Source organism: Mesorhizobium loti (genome assembly GCA_014189435.1).
Lineage (GTDB): Bacteria > Pseudomonadota > Alphaproteobacteria > Rhizobiales > Rhizobiaceae > Mesorhizobium > Mesorhizobium loti_G.
Genome location: CP050293.1, coordinates 3,403,316 through 3,425,163, shown reverse-complemented (window position 1 = coordinate 3,425,163; position 21,848 = coordinate 3,403,316). Strand labels below are relative to the sequence as shown.

At 63.2% G+C, this 21,848-nt stretch carries 22 protein-coding genes; 10 read left to right on the top strand and 12 right to left on the bottom strand.

The window, feature by feature from the left end; translation table 11 throughout:
- Window positions 1-9: 9 nt before the first annotated feature.
- From HB777_16785 to HB777_16760, 6 genes are read right to left on the bottom strand one after another with little or no spacing between them, the layout of a single operon-like run.
- The gene (locus tag HB777_16785) at window positions 10-945 is read right to left on the bottom strand and encodes a phosphatidate cytidylyltransferase (GenBank protein ID QND65391.1); all 936 of its coding nucleotides are present in this window, start codon (window positions 943-945) and stop codon (window positions 10-12) included.
- Entirely contained in the window at window positions 945-1,607 is a 663-nt protein-coding gene (locus HB777_16780) for a 1-acyl-sn-glycerol-3-phosphate acyltransferase (protein ID QND65390.1), read from the bottom strand. Before HB777_16780 ends, HB777_16785 begins: the two co-directional genes overlap by 1 nt.
- Window positions 1,604-2,047, bottom strand: coding sequence for a hypothetical protein (locus HB777_16775; GenBank protein ID QND65389.1), 444 nt, complete (start codon window positions 2,045-2,047; stop codon window positions 1,604-1,606). The genes HB777_16780 and HB777_16775 overlap by 4 nt, the downstream gene beginning before the upstream one ends.
- Window positions 2,044-3,363, bottom strand: a complete 1,320-nt coding sequence (locus HB777_16770) for a phosphatase PAP2/dual specificity phosphatase family protein (protein QND65388.1) — start codon at window positions 3,361-3,363, stop codon at window positions 2,044-2,046. The genes HB777_16775 and HB777_16770 overlap by 4 nt, the downstream gene beginning before the upstream one ends.
- 5 nt (window positions 3,364-3,368) lie before the next feature.
- Window positions 3,369-5,153: an alpha/beta fold hydrolase gene (locus HB777_16765; GenBank protein ID QND68796.1), complete on the bottom strand. Its 1,785-nt coding sequence runs from the start codon at window positions 5,151-5,153 to the stop codon at window positions 3,369-3,371.
- A gap of 39 nt (window positions 5,154-5,192) precedes the next feature.
- Window positions 5,193-5,801, bottom strand: coding sequence for a CDP-alcohol phosphatidyltransferase family protein (locus HB777_16760; protein ID QND65387.1), 609 nt, complete (start codon window positions 5,799-5,801; stop codon window positions 5,193-5,195).
- A 216-nt stretch (window positions 5,802-6,017) separates the two neighbouring features.
- On the opposite strand from HB777_16760, the gene HB777_16755 reads away from it, so the two are divergent.
- The 4 genes from HB777_16755 to HB777_16740 all read left to right on the top strand — a co-directional run bounded on the left by HB777_16755 (window position 6,018) and on the right by HB777_16740 (window position 10,579).
- Window positions 6,018-6,497 (top strand): MarR family transcriptional regulator, encoded by a 480-nt coding sequence (locus tag HB777_16755; protein ID QND65386.1) that lies wholly within the window; start codon window positions 6,018-6,020, stop codon window positions 6,495-6,497.
- Entirely contained in the window at window positions 6,494-7,675 is a 1,182-nt protein-coding gene (locus HB777_16750; protein QND65385.1) for an HlyD family secretion protein, read from the top strand. The genes HB777_16755 and HB777_16750 overlap by 4 nt, the downstream gene beginning before the upstream one ends.
- 310 nt (window positions 7,676-7,985) lie before the next feature.
- Window positions 7,986-9,521 carry a DHA2 family efflux MFS transporter permease subunit gene (locus tag HB777_16745; protein QND65384.1) on the top strand — a complete coding sequence of 512 codons (1,536 nt, stop codon included), beginning with the start codon at window positions 7,986-7,988 and terminating at the stop codon, window positions 9,519-9,521.
- A gap of 53 nt (window positions 9,522-9,574) precedes the next feature.
- Window positions 9,575-10,579, top strand: a complete 1,005-nt coding sequence (locus HB777_16740) for an isopenicillin N synthase family oxygenase (GenBank protein QND65383.1) — start codon at window positions 9,575-9,577, stop codon at window positions 10,577-10,579.
- Between the two features lie 30 nt (window positions 10,580-10,609).
- Here the strand turns inward: HB777_16740 and HB777_16735 are convergent, their stop codons facing one another.
- Complete coding sequence (locus HB777_16735) at window positions 10,610-11,122, bottom strand: CAP domain-containing protein (protein QND65382.1); 513 nt, start codon at window positions 11,120-11,122, stop codon at window positions 10,610-10,612.
- A gap of 156 nt (window positions 11,123-11,278) precedes the next feature.
- On the opposite strand from HB777_16735, the gene HB777_16730 reads away from it, so the two are divergent.
- Both HB777_16730 and HB777_16725 read left to right on the top strand, forming a co-directional pair.
- The gene (locus HB777_16730) at window positions 11,279-11,842 is read left to right on the top strand and encodes a GNAT family N-acetyltransferase (protein ID QND65381.1); all 564 of its coding nucleotides are present in this window, start codon (window positions 11,279-11,281) and stop codon (window positions 11,840-11,842) included.
- Window positions 11,843-11,899: 57 nt separating this feature from the next.
- Window positions 11,900-12,298, top strand: a complete 399-nt coding sequence (locus tag HB777_16725) for a VOC family protein (protein QND65380.1) — start codon at window positions 11,900-11,902, stop codon at window positions 12,296-12,298.
- Here the strand turns inward: HB777_16725 and HB777_16720 are convergent.
- Complete coding sequence (locus tag HB777_16720) at window positions 12,282-12,671, bottom strand: helix-turn-helix transcriptional regulator (GenBank protein ID QND65379.1); 390 nt, start codon at window positions 12,669-12,671, stop codon at window positions 12,282-12,284. The genes HB777_16725 and HB777_16720 overlap by 17 nt on opposite strands.
- Window positions 12,672-12,776: 105 nt before the next feature.
- On the opposite strand from HB777_16720, the gene HB777_16715 reads away from it, so the two are divergent.
- On the top strand, window positions 12,777-13,493 hold the full coding sequence (locus HB777_16715) for a glutathione S-transferase family protein (protein ID QND65378.1): 717 nt from the start codon (window positions 12,777-12,779) through the stop codon (window positions 13,491-13,493).
- 154 nt (window positions 13,494-13,647) lie between these two features.
- On the opposite strand, the gene HB777_16710 is transcribed toward HB777_16715, so the two are convergent.
- Entirely contained in the window at window positions 13,648-14,871 is a 1,224-nt protein-coding gene (locus tag HB777_16710) for a pilus assembly protein (protein ID QND65377.1), read from the bottom strand.
- Window positions 14,872-15,174: 303 nt separating this feature from the next.
- Between HB777_16710 and HB777_16705 the strand changes: the two genes are divergently transcribed.
- Window positions 15,175-15,999 (top strand): DUF2189 domain-containing protein, encoded by an 825-nt coding sequence (locus HB777_16705; protein ID QND65376.1) that lies wholly within the window; start codon window positions 15,175-15,177, stop codon window positions 15,997-15,999.
- Between the two features lie 10 nt (window positions 16,000-16,009).
- Here HB777_16705 and HB777_16700 read toward each other — a convergent pair whose 3' ends face one another.
- A complete protein-coding gene (locus HB777_16700; protein QND65375.1) occupies window positions 16,010-16,642 on the bottom strand; it encodes a LysE family translocator in 633 nt (210 codons plus the stop codon).
- A gap of 482 nt (window positions 16,643-17,124) precedes the next feature.
- Window positions 17,125-19,110 carry a pilus assembly protein gene (locus HB777_16695; protein ID QND65374.1) on the bottom strand — a complete coding sequence of 662 codons (1,986 nt, stop codon included), beginning with the start codon at window positions 19,108-19,110 and terminating at the stop codon, window positions 17,125-17,127.
- A 255-nt stretch (window positions 19,111-19,365) separates the two neighbouring features.
- On the opposite strand from HB777_16695, the gene HB777_16690 reads away from it, so the two are divergent.
- Window positions 19,366-20,226: a TIGR01459 family HAD-type hydrolase gene (locus HB777_16690; GenBank protein QND65373.1), complete on the top strand. Its 861-nt coding sequence runs from the start codon at window positions 19,366-19,368 to the stop codon at window positions 20,224-20,226.
- 6 nt (window positions 20,227-20,232) lie between these two features.
- Window positions 20,233-21,213: a bifunctional riboflavin kinase/FAD synthetase gene (locus tag HB777_16685; GenBank protein QND65372.1), complete on the top strand. Its 981-nt coding sequence runs from the start codon at window positions 20,233-20,235 to the stop codon at window positions 21,211-21,213.
- An 18-nt stretch (window positions 21,214-21,231) separates the two neighbouring features.
- Here HB777_16685 and HB777_16680 read toward each other — a convergent pair whose 3' ends face one another.
- Window positions 21,232-21,786, bottom strand: a complete 555-nt coding sequence (locus HB777_16680) for an HdeD family acid-resistance protein (GenBank protein ID QND65371.1) — start codon at window positions 21,784-21,786, stop codon at window positions 21,232-21,234.
- Window positions 21,787-21,848: the final 62 nt, after the last annotated feature.

Here is a 21,848-nt window from a genome sequence, read left to right as displayed (position 1 = left end):
TCCGAGCTCTCAGACCGTCCAGAAATAGCGCACAATGTGAAAGAACACCGGGGCGGCGAAGACCAGGCTGTCGGTGCGGTCCATCATGCCGCCATGGCCTTCGATCAGATGGCCCCAGTCCTTGACGCCCTGGTCGCGCTTGATAGCCGAGGCGACCAGCCCGCCGAGAAATCCCATCGAGCAGGCGACGAAGGCCACGGCCGCCGCCTGCAGCGGCGAGAAGGGCGTCACGAACGACAACAGCGCGCCGAGCAGGCTCGCCGACACCAGTCCGCCGATCAGGCCTTCCCAGGTTTTCGACGGCGAGACGTTCGGCGAAAACCGGTGTTTTCCAAACAGCTTGCCGAAGATGTACTGCAGCACGTCGCTGCCTTGCACGACGATGATCAGGAAGGCGATCAGCAGCAGGGTGCGGCCTTCGAAGCCAGGCACGTTGAGTGTCAGCAGGGCAGGGACGTGGCTGACGCAATAGACCGAGATCATCACCGCCCATTGCTGCGCGGCGATCCGCTCGAGGAAGCGTTCGGTGTCGCCATGCAGCGCCGTGATGGCCGGCATCAGCAGGAAGCAGTAGACTGGAATGAAGATGACGAAGAGCCCGTACCAGGCGGTCCACACCAGCCAGTACTGAAACGGTATGATAATGCCGAACATGCCAAGCAGCACCCAATGGTCGCTGCGGCGCGTGTGTGTCAGCGTCACGAATTCGCGCAGTGCTGCGAAGGAAATCAGCGCAAACAGGATGGTCATCCCGTAACGGCCGAAGAAGAAGGCGACCGTCATCAGCGCCACCATCACCCACCAGGCATTGATGCGCTGGGTGAGATTGACCAGCGTCGAACTGAGCGGCTTCGGCGCCCGCGCCGAAAGGATGGCGGCGACGATGCTGGCGGTGGTCAAAACCGCCAGCAGGCCGATGATCAGGATGGAAATCTCGTGGCGCATCAATCGTCTCGCTCGGGACGCGGGTTGAGCGCCAGAAGCGTGGCGTGGGCGCGCTCGAGAAAGGCGCGGCGTTCTTCGCCCGGGCCAACCGCGACCGGCGCGCCGAAAACGACGCGGCACAGCAGCGGCACCGGCAGGAACTGGCCCTTGGGCAGCACGCGCGACATGTTCTCGATCCAGCACGGGATCAGTTCGACCTGTGGCCGTGCCATCGACAGATTGTAGAGCCCGGAGCGGAAGGCCAGCAGCGGCTCTTCCGTCATGTTGCGGGTGCCCTCGGGAAACAGGATCAGCGAGTGGCCCTGGTCGAGAACCGACAGCATGATCTCGATCGGGTTTTCCTCAGGCGTCGTCCATTGCCGGTTGATGAGCACGGACGACAGCATGTCCTGCGCGATAAAGCGGCGCAGCCGCGATTTTCCCCAATATTCGCCGGCGGCAACGGCATGGGTGATCGCGCGCTCCTTTTCACTGAGGCAGGCCGACAGCAAGATGAAGTCGCCATGGCTGGTGTGATTGGCGAAATAGATGCGCTGCCGGTCGGACGGCAGGCTGCCGTTCCAGATCGGACGGACCCCGGTCACCATCCAGGCAAGCGCCGAGAGGCCGACGGAGGTTACCGTCTGCAGCAAGGTGAAGGTCTTGAGCGAAAGCTTGTTCATCGCGGCGCCCAGAACGCCGCAGCGAAAAGCATCGCCAGGAACAGGCAGAAGGCGACGCGCTGCTTGAACAGCAGGCGGCGCGTGCCGGCTATCCGGTCATCGAGCGAGCGGGTGGTAGGCGGCGAGGGTTTCAGGCGCATGCGCGCCAGTATGTCATCGATCGCGGCGCCGCCGGAAGCTTCGTCGTCGTGACTGGCCATGATCCGGAACAGCAGCGCGTCGAACGCCAGCAATGCCGACAGCGCCAGCACGGCCACCGCGCTCGCGGCGGCGAGCGACAGAGGAAGAGCCGCACGCAAGGTGTCGAATGCACCGCGCTCCGACGCCGCCAGCGGCTCGAGGATGTTTCCGGCTACCACGACCGCGGCCGGCCACGACGCCTGGACGATCAGCATACGGGCAAAGCGCGTGGTACGGTCTTGATAGGCATTGCCGGTCATGACGAGGCCGGCTCCGCGGCCAGATGCACCGGTCGGCCGGCGGCGGTGAGCATGTTGAGGGCATCTGCCGGCGTTTGCGCCCTGCCGGTCGCCACCAGCCATTCGGCGACGACGCCGGCGCTGCGCTGGAAGCCGAGCGCGCAGCACACCAGCACGGGACCGTCGCGGCGCGCAGTCTCCAGCGCGCCGGCTGCCTGCTGCTGTATTGCCGCCGGCGGCGGCAATAGGTCGATCATCGGAAGGCTGATCCAGCGTCGATCGGCTCCGGTCGGTTTTTCAAGTTCGGCGGCGAGGTCGATGACCGTGCCGAAGCCGTTGGCCTCGCGTGCTGTGGGAAAGCGCCCGAGAAAGACGCCGTCGGCAATCGCTACCTGAGGAGCAAGTTTGCGCGTCCACGCCCATATGTTTGTCCTGGCGCCAAGGCGGTAAGGCAAGAGCAGGATGCGACTTGCAAGCGTGATGTTGCCATCGGCGAATTTCTGGAACACCTTTGCGCCGGCCCCGGCATAGGCGAGGGCGACGATGGCCAGCGCCAGCGCCGGCCAAAGCAGGAACAGCGCGACGGCGCAAAACAAGGCGCCGAGCGCGGCGCCCGCCAGCGCAAGAACGGCGCCCAGCGCATAGAACAGCGCCAGCCGTCGCGCCTTCGCATCATCGGTCAATTGGGTGCCCGAAAACGGCAGTTCGCCACTGCGCGGAAACAGCCACAGCGCAAAAAACCCGAGCAGCGCGCCGGTCGGGATGTCGATGAAATGATGCTGCCAGGTCGTCAGCACCGAGGCGCCGATCAGGAAGCACCAGCCATGCCAGAGCGGCAGGAGAAAGCCGCCGAGCCGGTGGCGCCAATGATCCCAGATGATCACCAGCAGGGCGATGTGCAGCGAGGGCGCCTGGTTGAACGGCTTGTCGAAACCGCCGAGCACGGCAAACAGGAAGCCGGGCAGGCCGGTCGTTGCCGGCCGCACGAAGGTCGCCGTCAGCGGGAACAGGATGAAGCAGGCAACGGCGACGATCTGCGCGGTGAGGTAGCGCCCGGCCAGGCGGTCGACCCCTTGCCTGTCGTTGTTGAGCAGCAGCGACAGGCCGTAGAACAGGTTGATCGACCAGTAGGGCACGATGGTCCAGGCGACGAACGGGATGCGGTGTTCCCAGGAGAACACGATGCTGCCGACGTCGTCGCGCCGCGACGCCAGCCAGTTGGCGAAGCCGTAGCTGAGATAGAAGAACGGCGCCAGGAAGGCCAGCCACAGGGCTGCCCTGATGATCACCCGGCTATAGGGTTCGGCACGCGCCACGGATGCAGGCGATGAGACCATGCTGTTCAGCGGCGCCGCGCAAGCGAGACGGTGAAGATGCCCCATTGGTCGATGCGCTGGTCGAGCTTGTCGAAACCGGCGGCTTCGACGAGCTGGTCCATCTCGCCTTGCGTACGCCGGCGCATCACCCAGGCCTCGCCGCCGCGATGCGAGGTCAGGCTGCGGGCGATCATCTCGAGCTGCGGGTGCCAGGGCTGATTGGTGTAGAGCAGCAGGCTGCCCGGCTGCATCGCGCTGGCCAATCCACCGAGCGAGCGGGCGATCATCGCATTGTCGGAGAACAGCTCGTAGAGGCCGGAAACGATGGCGAGGTCGGGCGCCGGAGCGATCGAAGCGAGCATGTCGGCATCGAAGGCGTCCGCACGCTGGAACGAGACATCAGCCGGCAATTGCCGATCGGCGATCAGCTTGCGGCCAAGCTGCACGTTGAGGTCGGAATAATCCTGCAGGCGCACGCTCGCCGGCTGGTCGGGGCTCTTCACGATGGCGTCGAGAACATAGCGGCCGTGGCCGGCGGCGATGTCGAGAATGTGCGCTGGCCGGCCAGTGGCCTTGAGCGTCGCCAGGCAAGCGCCGATGAGTTCTTCGAGATGCAGCTTGCGCTGGCGGATGCCGCGCCAGCCGATGGCCTCCAGGAAGACACGGTCGACGACGCGGCCGAGAGGTGTAAGACCGCGCGCGTCGTTTTCGTAGACATAGTCCAGCGTCGAGCCGGAATCGAAGCCGGTGGTGACGCCGGCCCTCATGCCCTGGGAAACCCAGGCACCCATGCGAATGGAGGCGCGGCTGAAGGCCCAATAGAGGCCCTTGGGCGACATGAGATCGAGCGGCGAGGCAAGCCTGTCGGCCTCGTCGCGGGTGTAGCCGGCAATGTCCGCCTGCTTCAGGTCGACCGGCGCGTCCGGTGCCGCGAACTGCCTGGCCAGGAATGGCCGGATCAGCTCGAGGGCTTTTGCCCGGTCGCGCTCGCCCAGCGTGTCGTGGAAGAAGCCCGGCAACACGTGGCGTTCCTTGGTGCGGCTGCCGAGATTGACGAAGAATTCGTGCTGCGGGCCATGGCGCACCACCCAGTCGCTGCCCGAGAGCAGAAGCTGCGTCGGCACGGTGATGGCGCGGGCGTCAGCGACGATGCGCGCGGCGTGCTGGTAGAGCTCGACCAGGATGTTGGAGGCGATCGGCCGCGTGATCAGCGGATCGCTCTCGAAAGAGGCGATGCGCACGGGATCGTGGGTCAGGAATTTCGCCTTGACGTAGGAGTTGACGAAGAAGCGGCCCTTGATCTTCTGCCAGAGCGCGATGCCTTCCTTGGCGAAGGGCACGTAGAGCTTTACCGAAAAGGCCGGTGAGGCCAGCACCATGGCGCGCAGCTTCGGCGCATAGTCGTGCACCCAGGCGGCGGCAAGCACGGCGCCGAAGGACTGCGCGATCAGCGCGACATCCTGCGTGGCGAAGCCATCCCTGGCGGCGATCTCGCGCATGAAGCAGTCGATGTCGCGCACCAGGGCCGAGAAGGAGGGGGCATAGCCACGCTCGCCGGACGAACGGCCATTGCCACGCGCATCCCAGGCATAGAAGGCGTGGTCGGGCATCTGCAATTCGTCGACGAGATGGGCCATGCGGCCGCCATGCTCATGGCCGCGATGGAAGAGCACCACCGCGCCCTTGGCATCGGCGGAAGCTGCCGGCCAGAAGCGGTAGAAGATCTCCGTCCCGTCATGGCTGCGGAAGACCCGCTCCTGTGCCTGCCGCTCAAGGTTTTCCGTGGTCGCGGTGGCGATCGGTTCGTGCATCATGGTCTTTCCCTTTGGCGGCATGGCGAGCCTCGATGCTCAACTGGCGCTGCCAATAAGGCCGGCGCGTATCCGGTTTATGGCGGTCAGCAGCGAAAGCGTTGCCATGGCTGGAAACACAAATGGCGCGATGGATGCCGGCCAAAGCCCGGCGGCGCACAAGACGGCGACCACGCCGAGCGCCAGCGCCCTGTCGCTCTTGCCGAACGGCCCGGCATAATTACGTCCGATCTTGGCAGCGATGCCGAGCACGCCGGCGAACTCGGTCAGCACGGCCGATATCGCGAAGGCGACGACGCCCCATGGGGCAAACTGCGGAAAGACGGCAAAAGGGAGAATGAGCGCGAGATCCGAAACGACATCGCACAACTCGTTCAGATACATGCCGAGCGTCGAGGCTTGGCCATGTTCCCGTGCCAACATGCCATCGACGGCGTTCAGCGCCATGCGCACGAACATCACTGCGGGGATCAGCAGCAGCAGCCAGCGCCATTCATGCAGGATCGCGATCGCCGCCCCGGCCGCGACCGACATCACGGCCGCCAGGATGGTGATGCTGTTTGCGGTCACCCCGATTGCCGCCAGCCGATTGACCAGTGGCCGCAGTCGTCCCTGGAAAGCCGGCTTGAGAGCGTAAAGCGTCGGCATTTTCGTGATCCCCCGATCCTGACAGCGGCTGTACATCAATATCTCGGACGCTGCCAGCGTCTCCAAAGGGCGGGGCGCGATCCGACCGACCGCGCACGCTAGCCGTTGCGAAATTGCTAACCATGATTTGCCCGGCATGGCTGTCATGCACATTTGCCCAGCTTTGGCGAAATACGGCACCTTGAATAGTAAGCACGCTTATTATATATCCCGCTCATGGTTTCCGATGGCATCGACAGATTGGGCTTCTTGATCCACGACGTGCAGCGCTTGATGCGCAAGCGCTTCGAGGCGAGGGCCAGTGGCTTGGGGCTTTCTTCGGCGCAATGGCGGCTTCTGGTCCGCGTCGCCAAGGAAGACGGTGTGGCGCAGGCGCGGCTGGCCGAACTTCTCGAAATCGAGCCGATCAGCGTTTCGCGCCTGGTCGATCGCATGGAGGAGGGCGGCTGGATCGAGCGTCGTCCCGACGCCACCGATCGCCGCGTCCGCATGATCTTCCTGACACCTAAGGCAAGCGACGCCTACGCCGTGATCAAGAGCATTGCCGGGGAAGTCTATGAGGAATCGCTGGTCGGCGTGAAGCCGGAAGCCCGTCGCGTCCTCGTCGAGGGGCTTGAGGCGATGGTTCGCAACCTGACCGACGACGAGACGCCGTCCATCGAAAAAGTAAAGAATACAGAGGGCGCAGCAGCATGAACGCGGTAGCCAAGATAGACGAGAATGTGACCGAGTTGGAGATGGAAGCGCCGGCGCAGCCGGCCGCGGCCCCGGTGGCGATTGCTCCTCCGGTGCAGCCAGCCCCGGCGCCTGTGAAGAAAAAGCGTCGGCTGGGCCGTCTTCTGCTGATGGTCGCGCTGCCCGCGGCACTGGCTGTCGGCGGCGGCTATGTCTGGGTCACCGGCGGCCGCTACCAGGAAACGGAGAATGCCAATCTGCAGCAGGCCAAGGTGTCGATCGCTTCCGACACGGCCGGCCGCATCGTTAAGGTCGACATCTTGGATAACCAGCTGGTCAAGCAGGGTGACGAACTGTTTGCCATCGACCCCGAGCCATACCGGATCGCTCTGGCGCAGGCCGACGCGGCGGTGGCGGGAGCGCGTCTCAATGTCGAGCAGCTGCGCGCCGCCTATGGCCAGTCGATGGCTCAGCAAAAATCCGATGCCAGTCAGGTCGTCTTCGCCCAGTCGCAGTTCGACCGCGCCGCCGACCTTGCCCAGAAGGGCATCAACGCCAAGTCGTCGCTGGACGAAGCCAAGAACGATCTCGACAAGGCCAAGCAGCAGCTCGCCGTTGCCGAGCAAGGCATCATCAGCGCCAAGGCAGCCCTTGGCGGCAATCCCGACATCGAGACCGACAAGCACCCGACCGTGATGGCCGCGCTCGCCGCTCGCGACAAGGCGGCCTACGATCTGGCGCAGACCACGGTCAAGGCGCCGGCTGACGGCGTCGTCAGCCAGGCCTCGTCGTTCAAGGTCGGCCAGTATGTCGGCTCCGGCACGCCGCTGTTTTCGCTGGTCGAGACCGGCGACACCTGGATAGAAGCCAATTTCAAGGAAACGCAGCTCACCCACATGACAACAGGCCAGAAGGCCGAGATCATGGTCGACACCTATCCGGGGCGCACCTTCGAGGCGACGGTCAAGGCGATCGGCGCCGGCACGGGAGCCGAATTCTCGCTGCTGCCGGCCCAGAACGCCACCGGCAACTGGGTCAAGGTCACGCAGCGCATTCCGGTGCGTCTCGAACTGACCGATGCCGACGCCAAGATGGCGTTGCGCACCGGCATGAGCGCCACCGTTACCGTCGACACCGGCGTTGCGCGTGGCCTGCCGTCGATCTTCGGTCACGCCAACGCCGGCGAGGCCGCGCAGTAAAAAGTCAACAGAATCCCGCGGGGAACCAGCGGGTGGAGGTGAATGGCAGGATTGGTCTGATGGGAGGAGCTGGAAGGATCAGCGTTTGGCGAAGCCGCGTCGCGGCTCGACCGAAATCTGAAATCTTCGACGCAGACCCGTCGGTCCTCATGTTTCCGGGCGGCAGGCATCCGCTCATTAGAGACTTTCAGTCGATGTAACCCCCACATCGACAATCGCGTCCCACCGCGACGAGGGTCTCTCAACGGAAGGCTTTGCCGCCCGGAAACCCATTGTACACGTTTTTGTTACCTGCTGGAAGTTCCACGTCATGAGCACGCCCGAACCCTTCAAAGAAGTGCCGCATCGCGGCCTGATCACGGTTGCGCTGATGCTGGCGACGGTCATGCAGGCGCTCGACACGACGATCGCCAATGTCGCGCTGCCGACCATGACCGGCGATCTCGGCGCCTCGCCGGACAACATCAACTGGGTGCTGACCTCCTACATCGTTGCCGCCGCCATCATGACGCCGGTCACCGGCTGGCTGGCCGACCGCTTCGGCCGCAAGGAACTGTTCCTGACGGCAGTGGTCGGCTTCACCGTGTTCTCGATGCTGTGCGGCATCGCCTGGAGCCTGGAGAGCATAGTGTTCTTCCGGCTGATGCAAGGCGTGTTCGGCGCGGCGATCGTGCCTCTGTCGCAAACGTTCCTGCTGGACATCAATCCCAGGGAACGCCATGGCCAGGCGATGGCCATCTGGGGCGCCGGCATCATGCTGGGGCCGATCCTGGGTCCGACGCTGGGTGGCTGGCTGACCGAGAATTTCAACTGGCGCTGGGTGTTCTTCATCAACCTGCCGGTTGGCATCGTCGCCTTTCTCGGCATGGCCGCCTATTTGCCTGCCGTTGCCCGGCGCGTGCGCGGCTTCGATTTCTTCGGCTTCGCCATGATATCGCTTGGCGTCGGCGCGCTTCAGCTGCTGCTCGATCGCGGCGGCGAGGTCGACTGGTTTTCATCGGTCGAGATCTGGATCGAGCTTGGTCTTTCCCTCACCGGCTTCTGGGTGTTCATCATTCACACGATGACAGCGGAACACCCCTTCATCGATCCCAAGATCTTCCTCGACCGCAATTTCGTCACCGGACTGGCGTTCATCTTCGTCATGGGTGTGCTCATCCTGGCCAGCATGTCGCTGCTGCCGCCGATGCTGTCGACCATCTTCGGCTATCCGACCGTCACCATCGGCGTCGTCATAGGACCACGCGGTATCGGCACGATGATTTCGATGCTCGTCGTCGGCCGGATCATGAGCAAGATCGACGCCAGGATCCTCGTCGTCATCGGCTTCCTGCTGACCGCGCAGTCGCTCTACACCATGTCAAGCTTCACGCCGCAGATGGACAACTGGCTGATCATCAGCTCCGGCATCATCCAGGGCCTCGGCATGGGCATGGTGTTCGTGCCGCTGTCGACCGTCGCCTTCGCCACGCTCGACGTGCGCTTCCGCACCGATGCCACGGCCTTGTTCAGCCTGGTGCGCAATCTCGGCTCGTCCATCGGCGTGTCGGTCGTAACGGTCCTGATGGTGCGCAACACGCAGATCAACCACACCGAGCTTTCGGCCTTCATCAATCCGTTCAACCCCAACCTTTGGGCGGTCTCTCCGGCAGCCGCGAGCGGTGATCCAATGGCGCTTTCGCAGGTCGATCGCATGGTCAATCTCCAGGCGATGATGATCTCCTACGTCAATGACTTCAAAATACTCATGGTGATGACGCTGCTTGCCATCCCGTTTGTTTTCCTGCTGCGCAAGCCAAAGCAGGCACCTGCCGGTGGCGCACCAGCCGCCGCGCACATGGACTAGATGCAGTCGTCCGCGACGTTGTAAGTCTCCATGGCAACGAGGAGACCATCGCCATGCAGCCTGCCTTCCCGGTGTTCGATCTCGGGCGGTTCGAAAGTGCCGGCGCCGAGGAGAAAAAGGTGCTCGGCGCCGAGGTCGATCGCATCTGCCGCAGCACCGGCTTTCTGGCCGTGAAGAACCACGGCATTCCGCAATCTGTGATCGATGCCGCCTGGTCGAAAGCGCGTGCTTTCTTCGACCTGCCGCCGGAGCAGAAGCAACGCTCGAAGGCGCCTTACAAGGGCTATCCCTACGGTTATCTCGGGCCTGAGCTGGAGGCGCTTGCCAAATCGCGCAACGTCGATACGCCGCCTGATCTGAAGGAGAGCTTCAATGGCGGACCGCTTCGCGTACCGCCAGGCATGAGCGACCCGGAAGCATTGGCCTTCTGCTATGCCGATACGATCTGGCCGGAAGCGCCGGACGGCTTCGTCGATGCCTGGAAGGCCTATTATTCCGCGCTGGAGGATCTGGCGGTGCGCATCATGCGTGTTTTCGCCACCGCGCTTGGTCTGCGCGAAGACTATTTCGACGGCGTCCTCGGCGCGCCGATCAGCGCTCTGCGGGCCCTCAATTACCCCGAGCAGCATGTCGCGCCGAAGCCCGGCCAGATCCGTGCCGGCGCCCATACCGACTATGGCAGCCTGACCATCCTGTTGCCGCAGGCCGGGTCGCGCGGCCTTGAGATCATCACCCCGGACGGCGCGTGGACCGAAGTGCCGCCGATACCGGGAGCCTTCGTCATCAACATCGGCGACCTGATGGCGCGCTGGACCAACGACCGCTGGGTTTCCACCGTCCATCGCGTCGTCAATCCAGCAGCGGAAGAGGGCGGCCGAGGGAGCGGCCAAGGGAGCGGCAAGGACCGGCGCCAGTCCATGGCTTTCTTCCACCAGCCGAACTGGCATGCCGAAATCAGGGTTCTGGACGTTTGTCTCGCGCCGGGAGAAGCGCCGAAATACGAGCCGGTTCTGTCCGGCCCCTACCTCATGGCAAAGTTCAGGGCGACGACCAGGTAGGGGCGATCGGGCGCAGCATCGGGACGCCTCCTACTTCCCGAGCACGAGGCTCCAGTAGCGGAGGTTGGCGTCGCTGCCGTCGCGTACATAGGCAAGGCCGAAGCGGGTGAAGCGCGGGTCGAGCATGTTGCGGCGATGGCCTGATGAATGCACCCAGATATCGAACAGCTTCTGTTGGTCGAAACGGCCCTCGGCAATGTTCTCGGCGGCCGCACCCGCAATGCCATTGCCCTTGACGCGCGAGGCGAAATCCTTGCCCCAGCCGGTGGTGTGGCTCATGCGACGGCGCTGCGCCATGTAGCCGGCCTGCTGCAGGGCGGCCTGCTCGAGCTGCCGGTCGGGGACCAGCGGCGCCAGCCCGGCCGAAGCGCGGATGCTGGCCAGCGTGCCGGTGGCGGATGAGGAAACTCCGGCACCGTCGCCGGTCGGCAGCGAAACCGTACTACAGGCGGCGAGACCGGCCAGCGCGACGAGGCCGGTCAGCACCATGCGCCTGCTCGGCACCGGACGCGGTTCGATGGAATGGGAATGATCAATGGCCATTCTTGTCTGAATAGTCGCGATCATGGCTTTTGACGGGCAAGCGGTGAAAATTGCGCGAGAACCCCATGCGTTGGTTTCGCAAAATGCATCGCGTAGTGTTGAAACGCTCCCTTTCGGGCAAGATAATCCAGACGGCCCATGTGACGTGAGAATCCGATGCCAAAGACTGTCCGCACATTCCCGACGCTCTCCACCTCTCGCCTGCTGCTGCGCGCCCCGACCGCCGAGGATATCGCCGCTTTCCGGGATATACTGTCGGTTCCTGAGGTCACCCGGTTCTCGAACTGGCGGGATGCGCCGTCCAAGGCGGTGGCGGATCGGGCGATGAGATGGATGTGCAAGGCCTTTCCCACCGGGAAAGGCTGCGCCTGGATCATCGAGGATCGCGCTTCGAAGACCATTGCCGGTGCGGTTCGGTACAATTGGTTCGTCCCCAAATCGAAGTGCGGCGAGATCGGCTACGAGCTGCATCCGGATTTCTGGGGCAAGGGCCTGATGACCGAAGCGGCTGCTGCCGTCGCTCTTTGCGGCCATCAGTTCTTCGGCCTCAATCGCATCGAGGCGTGGACGCTGCCGGGCAACACCGGATCGGACCGTGTGCTGGAAAAAGCCGGGTTCCGCTATGAGGGCACGCTACGGCAGAAAGCCCGGTTCAAGGGCGCCTATCACGATCTCAGGATGTTTGGGCGGCTGGCCGGCGACCACGCGGGCCAGAACTGAACAGAGTGCTGGCTGTTCGAAGTCGTTCGAACATGCCTCAAAAGGTTTTTTGCTAAGATGCTCCATCACGTCTCCTTCGGCGTTTCGAATATAGAGCGCGCGACTGCCTTCTACGACGCCGTACTGGGACCGCTCGGCTATATCAGGGTCTGGGACGATCTCCGGCCCGGCGAGCCCGATCAGGCGGTGGGCTATGGGCCTGCCGGTGGCGGCGACAAGCTGGCGATAAAACTTCGCCCGAAAGGGCAGCGTCCGCCCGGTCCGGGTTTTCATCTGGCTTTTGCCGCCCCGGATCGCCAGAGCATCGCGCAATTTCATGCGGCCGCGCTTGCACATGGCGGCCGTGACAACGGTGCCCCCGGCCTGCGCCCAGACTACGGTCCGCACTATTATGCTGCCTTCGTCGTCGATCCGGATGGACATCACATCGAGGCAGTTTTCAATTTGCCGGAGTGATTGTCTCCACTGTCGCCGTGCCGGGATAGGTTTCCAGCATCGGCGAGACCTGGCCGCTCCGGTCGTCTTCGGTCCGTTCCCACCACGAGCCCAGCGCGTCGATGAGTGGCACAAGCCTGCGGCCCGGCGCGGTAAGATCGTAGTCAACCCGCAGCGGATAGCCCGAGCGGGCCGTTCGCCGCACGATACCGGCGTCCTCCAGCTTGCGCAGTTCCAGCGCCAAAATGCGGTGCGACACCGTCGGGTTGTCGCGCCTCAGCTCGCTGAACCGCTTGGTCCCGTCCTTCAGATAATAGAGCAGCAGTGTGGGCCAGCGGCCGCTGAGCACGCGCATGGTCTCTTCGATCGGGCAGCGTGAGACGACGTCTTTCATGGGCGGGTCCTGGTTACAGAATTGTGCGTAATTTACATGGGGCGACCAACGTTTAGGGTCAAGTTTCGCTGCGCGGCGTAATCCCCTCAATCATGGAAGAAAACAATGGAACCTATCCTCCTTTACGGCTTCCCGGCGGGAAGCTCGATGGGGCTCGTCGCCGCCTTTGAACGCGTCGGCCAACCCTATCGCCTGTGCCGCGTCGACATGCTCACCGAGATGAAGAACGACGCTTATGCCGGCATCAATGGCCGGCAGGAAACGCCGGTTTTGATCACCGACGAAGGCACGGTGCTGACCGAGACCATGGCCATCGCCGCATGGCTCGAGGTGCGTGACACGCAACGCCGTATCAGCTTCGACCCGGGCACGCCGCAAGCCGACCGCATGCACCAGTTGATGGCCTTCGTGAACACCGGTTTCACCGCCGCTTTCAGCCCGCTCTGGGTTGCATTGGAAATGGCGGCGGACGAACCGGCGCTGAAGGCGACCTTGCGCGACTTCGGCCGCAAGGCCGTTGCCGAGCGCCACGACCGCCTCGAAGAGATGATCGTCGATACGGACTTCCTGGTCGGCGATCGGCTGACGCTGGCCGATACCACGCTGATTGGTGTGGCCCGCTGGGCAGAGTTCCACCAGGCGGTCGACGGCGCTGTTTATCCCAGGCTGGCCGGGCTGCGCCGCCGCATCGAAGCTGATCCGGTCGTGCGATATGCCCTGGCTGTCGAGGATGGCGAACAGCCCGCCGGTTCGGGTGCCTGCCTTGGCCACGTCCTTCTGGCCGATGTGATCGATCGCTTCGCTGCACCGGCGCAACCGTAGCGATGCTCATTTTCAACTGAATGTGCCTTTGTGAAAGGCACTTGTCTGCCGGAGTGCGGTTGCCGCACTCCGGCGTTGTCGAACGCGACCGCCATTCTTCTCAACGCTGCCGTCGGCGCCTCCGGACGTCAGGTCAAACGTTGGGAGCGGTCTCTCATTTCACGAGAGTGATCATCCGGTCAGCATACACCGCGCGATTTCCAAGCGCAGCCGCGCAGTCCGACGCGACGGACGAGTTTCCGGTCATCTGCACCGTATTTCCGATAAGCCTGAGACAGTCGCCTTGGGCGCTCATATCAGAGTTGCCGGCGTAGGAAATGGGCGCGTCCGGCGCGTAGATGAAACCGCTGAGCACGGAATTTGCGCCGCCATTCAACGTCAGGGCAGACGTATTGCCGTGGTCCTGGAAAATGGTGATACCAGCATAAGGGCCGCTGGTGGGCGGGGAAAGGTCCACCTTCTCATTGGCATTTATGTAGATCTGAGCGCTTTCCATGAGGAATATGGTCACGCCCTGGCCAGTCAGGCTGCCGTTTCCGCCTGGCTTTATGGTGGTGCCGCGCATGATGTAGACGCCCGGATTAAGCGTGATGTTCCCCGACAATGTCTTGTCGCAATAAGTGCCGGGCGACAGCGTGTAGGTTTTGCCGTTCGGGACCTGCAAACACAATGTGTAAGGGGGAGGAACCACGTCGGCCAGTGGATCAAAAGAGGCGTACCGATGTTCGTGCGGCGTTCCGCAGGCGAGACTGGCGCTGGGTGGCAACAGCCCGCTGGTGCCGCCGACGGTCGAGACACAACCCGCCGAAACCAGTGCGGAGCCGCCTCTACTGACAGAATCGGGCGCGTCCGAGTTCGCCGCGATCACGCAATTGTCCATCGAGACGTTGGTCGAGCCCTGCAGGTTCACGGCGGCGGAGGCATGCGGATCGAGCGCCAGAACGCAGGCTTGAGCGCCAGGTTTTATCTTGACCAAGGTCGAGCGGTAGGCTGGCCAGGGGGCCGAGTCGCCGATGAAACTTGGGTGGCTTATGCTCGACGACAGCGAGACAAAGTAGGCGCTTGGGCTGCCACTGGCCGTTGCCGAGAAAGCCGAGACGCCGCCCGAATATTCCTGCGGGTCGGCCGCGCTCAAATTTGCGGCGAAGAATTGCAGGCCAAGCTGCTGAACATCGCCAGCCGCCATCTCGGGAGAGAACTTCGTGCCGATGGCGAGCCCCGCCGCGTCCAGCGAGTTCTGCAATTGCGATGCGTCATGGCTCGTGCCGATCAGATCAATGGCGCCAGCCAAACCAATCATTATCGGCAGTATCGCTATGGCTGTCGCCATGGCAAAGTTGCCACGCTCCGACGACCAGAAGCCTTTCAATGCGAACATCGCCCCTCGCCAAAAACTTGTAGAGCTCAGGTGATACGCCAGGGGTCTCTACGAGCCATTTAAGGAAAAGCTAAAATACGTAAATGCTAAAATGCAGCATAATGGTTGGCCAAAAAGAAAGCCTGCCAAGGCAAGGGCCATGTGAGAGGCGATACGGAGAGATGAGCACAATGAGGAGCTGCTCCCCAGGCCATTGACGCGGCGACAATCGCCGCCAACTCTGCTATCGTGCCTCTCGTTCTTGAAGTGGCAGCTCTGGCGGCCATCCTGGCGGTGACCGCCCCGACACACGGGAGGAAGGTTATGGCCGGCTTTCATGTCATAGCGGACGCACGCGGAATGCATGTGCAGCCCACGGTGCGCCGCATCACCACGTCGGACCTTTGGGATGCGCTGCGCCTCGGTGCCGAGGATTTCTGGGCAAAACCCTCGCACTACGTGTTCCTATGCCTGATCTATCCCATCGTTGGCCTGATCCTGACGCGGTGGACGTCTGGCGCCAATGCCATCCAGCTTATCTACCCCCTGATGTCTGGTTTCGCGCTGGTTGGGCCGTTTGCCGCGATCGGCCTCTACGAGATCAGTCGCCGGCGCGAACTCGGCATGAACACCTCCTGGCGGCATGCACTCGATGTGCGCCGCTCGCCGGCGGTGCCGTCGATCGTGGTGATCGGCATCATGCTGGTCGCGCTGTTCCTGTTGTGGCTCTACACCGCGCAGTCAATCTACACCGGCCTGTTCGGCGATCAGCCGCCGGCATCGATTGGCAGCTTCGTGCGCGAGGTGCTGACGACCGGCAAGGGCTGGACGCTGATCCTTGCCGGCAATGCCGCGGGCTTTGTCTTCGCCGTGGTCGTGCTGGCCACCACCGTGATTGCCTTCCCGCTGCTGCTCGACCGTGATGTCGGCGCCGTTTCGGCGATCGAGACCTCGGCCCGGGCGGTGATGGCCAACCCGCTGCAGATGGCGCTGTGGGGCTTGCTGGTCGCCGTGCTTCTGGTGGTCGGCTCGATCCCGCTGTTTGCCGGGCTCGCCGTGGTCATGCCGGTGCTCGGCCATGCCACCTGGCATCTCTACCGCAAGGTCGTCGAACCGGAGCGGGCGCAGCAGATAAGGCGGCCGATGTAACGAAGCGCTCTCAGCGCTGCGCGTCCGTCGCCATCTTCAACGCGAGTGCCGCCAGCACGGTGCCCATCATCCAGCGCTGGATGACCAGCCACAAGGGCCGCCCGGCGAGGAAGGTGGCGATTGAACCGGCCGTCACCGCGATGATGGCATTGACGCTCAGGCTGATCGTGATCTGCGTGGCGCCCAGCACCAGAAGCTGCGACAGGACATGGCCCTTGCCCAGGCTGATGAACTGCGGCAGCAGCGACAGATAGAGCACGGCCACCTTCGGATTGAGCAGATTGGTCATCAGGCCCATCGCGAACAGCTTGCGCGGCCGATCCTTTGGCAGTTCGCGCACCTGGAATGGCGAACGCCCGCCCGGCTTCACCGCCTGCCATGCCAGCCACAGGAGATAGAGCACACCGGCAAAGCGCAGCGCGTCATAGGCATAGGGCACGGCGAGCAGCAGCGCGGTGATGCCGAAGGCCGCCGCCAGCACATAGAAGAGAAAGCCCAGCGCCACGCCACCAAGCGAGATCAGTCCCGCCTTCGGTCCTTGCGACAGGGAACGCGAGATCAGATAGATCATGTTGGGGCCAGGCGTCAGCACCATGCCGAGGCAGACCAGCGCGAAGGCGAGATGATTGGCGGTTTCGGGCATGGAGGCGTCTCCTGGAAGCGGAGACGATACTCACCATGCGCTTTGGCGCACCGCAAGAGCATCACGACGGGAGCCTTTGCGCCAGTGTCGAGAACTGGCGAAGGCAATGAAGCGCTGATCTCCCCTTTGCGGGCTACGGGATGCACACATTTCCAAGCGGCTGGTCTTTGGCGATAGCGTGCATGGCCGCTTGGCGCATGCCATTGTCTTATGCTGCGCTGGTCGACCCCCACTCCGTCTCGGCTTCGCCGAGCCACCTCTCCCCCGATCGACGGGGTAGAGGAAAGGCGCCAGGCTTTTGCTGTCAACGCTCGTCCAGAAACGCTCCCTTCCTTTCCCTCCGGAGGGGAAGGTGGCGCTGCCAAGCAGCGACGGATTGGGGGAACCACCTGGCAATCAAGCCTCGGGCCGATCAGTCATGCCAGTCGCGGAAGATGTGTGTATAGCGTAGCCTTGCGGGGGAGATTGGCAGTTCCAGCGCTTCAGCCGACGACGCGCAGGTTCGACAATTCGTTGCCGATTTCCTTGAAGTCGTTCGACAAGGTGGCGCCGGTCGCATTCCAGAACAGTTTGGCCGGCTTGCTGGGGTCTGTCGGATCCTTGCGGAAGCGTGAGCCCGACGAGCACGATTTCAGCGCATCGATCGCCTGCTTGTCGGCCGTATTGGTCGTGGACAGGTCAAGCGCCACTGTCATCACCATGATGTTGGCTGCCTTGGCGTTGTTGCAAAGCGTCGCCATCTGCTCGTTGAGTGCGTTGGTATAATTGCCGTTCGAATAGTCGAACTGGCCGATGGTGCTCGACGTGCCCATAAACAGGCGGCCGACCGAAGTGCCGTTATAGCCGGGGTTGAGATAGCCGTAGGACGCATAGGTCGACTTCGAGTCGGCAGGATCGGAATAACCCAGCGATGAGGGCGTGTAATAGGTGTTGGCGCCGTCGGTCAGCACGATCACGACCTTGTCGTTGCCTCTCTCGGTTTCCGGGCGCCCTTGCGTGAACGGCTCGCCGCTCGAAACCACCCGCCAGCCCCAGGCCATGCCCTCGGGAACATTGGTGCCGCCATCCGGCTTCATCAGATCGATCGCGGCCTTGATTGCGGTAAGCCCATCGGCGACGCTGACGTCGGTCAGTGGCGTGATCGGGTTGGTGGAGCAGCTGTAGTTCGGGCCATTGCCGGCCGGCAGCGCCGGTGCATCGATCGGCCGCGGCTGGAAATATTTGGCCATGTTGCGCAGCCGGGATTGGCCGGTGCTGCTCGTCGGATCGTCATTCCACCAGCTGTTGACGGCGTCATAGGTCGTCGGCGCGTCCTCGTCCGGATCCTGGGTGAGCCTCCAATGATTGCCGGGCTCGTCGGGGGCGAACATCGGCACGAACATCGTTGCCGGATCGCCAACCCCTATGCCGGTGTTCGCCGAGCCGCCGGACGGCGCGGCATCGTTGACATTGTAGGGATAGGGCCGGGCCTCGACGCAACCCTGCCAACTGGCGAACGGACCATAGGTATCGATGTAGTCATATTCATCGTGGCTGTCGCTGCAGGTGCTGTTGGAATTGTATTCGTCGCAAACCACACGCTTGCTGCCTTTGACGCGCTCGTGGTTGGTGACAACCTTCATGTCGCGGTAGAGCGAGAACCGGGTCAGCATCTGGCCCTCGTCGGCACCCCATCCCGAACCGCGCTTGTACCAGATGCCATTGGTCTGCTGGGCGTATTTGGTGGCTGTGTTCAGCGTTGACCAGTCGAAATTCTCGTTCGATACCGGCGACAGGCCTTCGGTGTCCATCCAGGGCGCGTTGCCGTTGCCGGGGCCGACATTGACCGCTGCGGCAAACGGCACGAGGCCGAACTGCACCGGTCTGTCGACCTGCTTGATCATGGCCGCCTGCAGGGCCAGCGTGTCGACCAGCTGTTTGGCCGCGGTTTTGAGAAGGTCGATGCGCTTTTGCCCCGAGCCTGTTCCTGTCTTGGTCATCGATCCGGAATTGTCGAGCACCAGGGCAACTTCCAGAGTGTTCTTAAGCCGCACTTCCGAAGTGACGTTGAAGCTGATCGTCTGGTTCGCGTCGGTTGCGGATTTGCCGACGAGCTGGCCGAAGGCGGGATAGAAATAGGGCTTGTAGTCCAGCCGCGCGCTCATCTTGAGCAAGCCGCCACCGGTGGTGTTGCTTGGCAAGGTGACGCTGAGCGTCGTGTTGGCGGGATCGACCTTGTTGAGGTTGGCATTGAAGAAGTCGAGCGCATAGGCTCTCAACTGGTCGTCGGTCGCGCCTTCCGTCAGCCTGCGCGCGGTGGCGAAGTTGGCGGCATCGAGCGCATTCAACACCGTCTGTTTTTCACGGCTCATCTCGGTGAAATCGACCGCTATCGCCAGGCTGCCCATCAGCGGAACCATCGCAACGACCGTCATAAGAGCATAGTTGCCGCGTTTGTCGCGGCAGAACTGACGCCAAAGTTCATGCATGTCTTGCAGCGGCCCCCGCCGACGGATTCTCGGTCGACGCCAGCTTTCCCACAAAACGCTGAAGGCCGTGTTTGGGAAATCGCTCGATTGCCGGGTCAGCGCTTCACCAACCGCTAACCAGTGGGCACCCTCGCTGACGCTGCGCAGATGCCCGGCGAAAGCTGGTGACAGGCCGGGGCGGTTCGGCTAATCCGAACCGGCTGCGGCGAACCGTCGGTCGTGGCGGTCGCAATGATCATGACTGAAGGAAACGGCATGGCGGATTCGCCTGAAATCATCGGCTCGCTCGAAGACGTGTCGAAAGCCTATTCGGCAATCCTGTGCGATGTCTGGGGCGTGGTCCACAATGGCGAGAGGCATTTCCCTGTGGCGGCCTCGGCGCTGGCAAGGGCTCGAGAGGCGGAAATCCCCGTCGTCCTGATCACCAATTCGCCGCGCCGAAGTGCCGATGTCGTGGCGCAGATGAACGCGATCGGTGTTCCGCCATCAGCCTACGACAGGGTGGTCACCTCAGGCGACGTGACCCGGGATCTGATCGCCGAAGGGCCGCGCAAGATTTTCCATATCGGCGCCGACCGCGACTTCACGCTCTATGAAGGTCTCGACGTCGAGCTTGTCGAGGAGTTCGAGGCGTCCGGCGTGGTCTGCACCGGCCTGTTCGACGACGAGGTCGAGAAGCCCGAGGATTACACCGAGCTTCTGCGGCGGCTGCGCGCCAGGAACCTGCCTTTCATCTGCGCAAATCCCGACATCGTGGTCGAGCGCGGCGAGCGCATCATCTGGTGTGCCGGTGCATTGGCACGCGACTATGCCCAGCTCGGCGGCCGCACCTTGATCGCCGGAAAACCTTACGCGCCGATCTATAACCTCGCGATGAAGGAGGTTGCCGAGATTCTTGGCCGGCCGGTCGAGCGCGGCCAGGTGCTGGCCATCGGCGACGGCATGATGACCGATGTGAAGGGCGCCGCCGACAATGGCTTCGATGTTCTCTATGTCTCCGGCGGTATCCATGCCCGCGACTATGGCGATGCACTGCAACCGGATCCGGCAAGGCTGGCGACCTTCCTGGAAAAGCATGGGTATCGTCCGGTGGCCGTCATTCCCAGACTGCGGTAGGTGACGATGGCAACCTTCCAGCGCATTCTGGCAACCGCGCCGCTGCCCGCGGACCTGCGCGGCGGCGTAGTGGCGATCGGCAATTTCGATGGTGTTCATCGCGGCCATCAGGCGGTGCTCGAACGGGCCTCGACTGAAGCCCGGCGGCGCGGAGTGCCGGCCCTGGTGCTGACATTCGAACCGCATCCGCGCAAGATCTTCAGGCCTGATATCCCGTTGTTCGTGCTGACGCCGCCGCCGATGAAGGCGCGGCTCTTGTCGCGGCTGGGCTTTGCCGCGCTCGTCGAGCAGCCGTTCACGCGCGACTTCGCCTCGCTGTCGGCGGAGGCATTCGTCACGGATGTGCTGGAAAGGAACCTTGGCATCACCCACGCCGTGACCGGGTTCGATTTCCATTTCGGCAAGGATCGTCAAGGCGGCCCGGCCTACCTGATGGCGGCCGGCGAGCGTCACGGCTTCGGCGTCACGCTCGTCGACGCCTTCCGTGACGAGGGTGCCGAGGTGGTGTCGTCCAGCCGCATCCGCGGGTTGCTGAGCGAGGGCGAGGTGGCCGAGGCCGCCGGACTGCTCGGCTATCGCTTCACCGTCGAAAGCGAGGTGGTCGGCGGACAGCAGCTCGGCCGCACGCTCGGCTTTCCGACCGCCAACATGAGGCTTTCGCCCGAAGCGACTCTGAAGGAAGGGATTTATGCCGTCCGCTTCCGCCGCGCCGACGGCACGCTTCACGACGGTGTCGCCAGCTTCGGCCGTCGCCCGACCGTCGATGACAATGGCGCGCCGCTGCTGGAAACCTTCGTCTTTGATTTCTCCGGCGACCTCTATGGCGAGGTCTGCCAGGTTTCCTTCTTCGGTTTCCTGCGCCCGGAGGTGAAGTTCGAAGGGCTCGATGCACTGGTCGTACAGATGAAGCGCGATGAAGCCGAGGCACGCGCACTGCTTGCCGGCGTCAAGCCGCTCTCCGACCTCGACGCCGCCATGGCGTTTTGAATCCAGGCGTGATCCCGGTTACTTCTTCAGCGCCAGACCGACGGCGATGAAGGTCCAGCCCTGGAAGATCAGGTCGATCGCCAGGAACAGTCCGAGCACCCACAGGCTGTTGACCGGCCAGCCCATGGCGATGATCAGGCCGGCAAGGGCGCTGATGACACCGGCCGCGACGACCCAGCCCCAGCCGCGTTCCGGCCGGTGGCTGTAGCCGACCCAGGCCCGGAGCACCCCTGACGCGACCAGCGCGATCGCCAGCAGGAACGTCAGCACCGCTGAAGCAAGCAGCGGATTGTCGAAAGCGAAGAAGCCGGCAACGGCGTAGAGCAATCCGCTGAGCAGCCAGTAGAAGAAGCGGCTCCAGGTCTTGACGCCGAACGCATGCACGATCTCGATGATGCCAGCCATCAGCATCAGCCACCCCACGACATAGACGGAAGCCACCGTGGCGATGAACAGATTGCCAAAGGCAATACCGCCGAAGATGAGCAGCAGAACGCCGAGCGCGACAAACCACCCCCATTTTGTCCGTGTCTGCTCGATCGCGATTTTCAGGGCGTCGCCATGCAAGGTCATTGTCGCGGTCTCCATCGAGGGCTGCGGGATACTGCCGGATGGAAGTTAGTCCCGCCATGGGC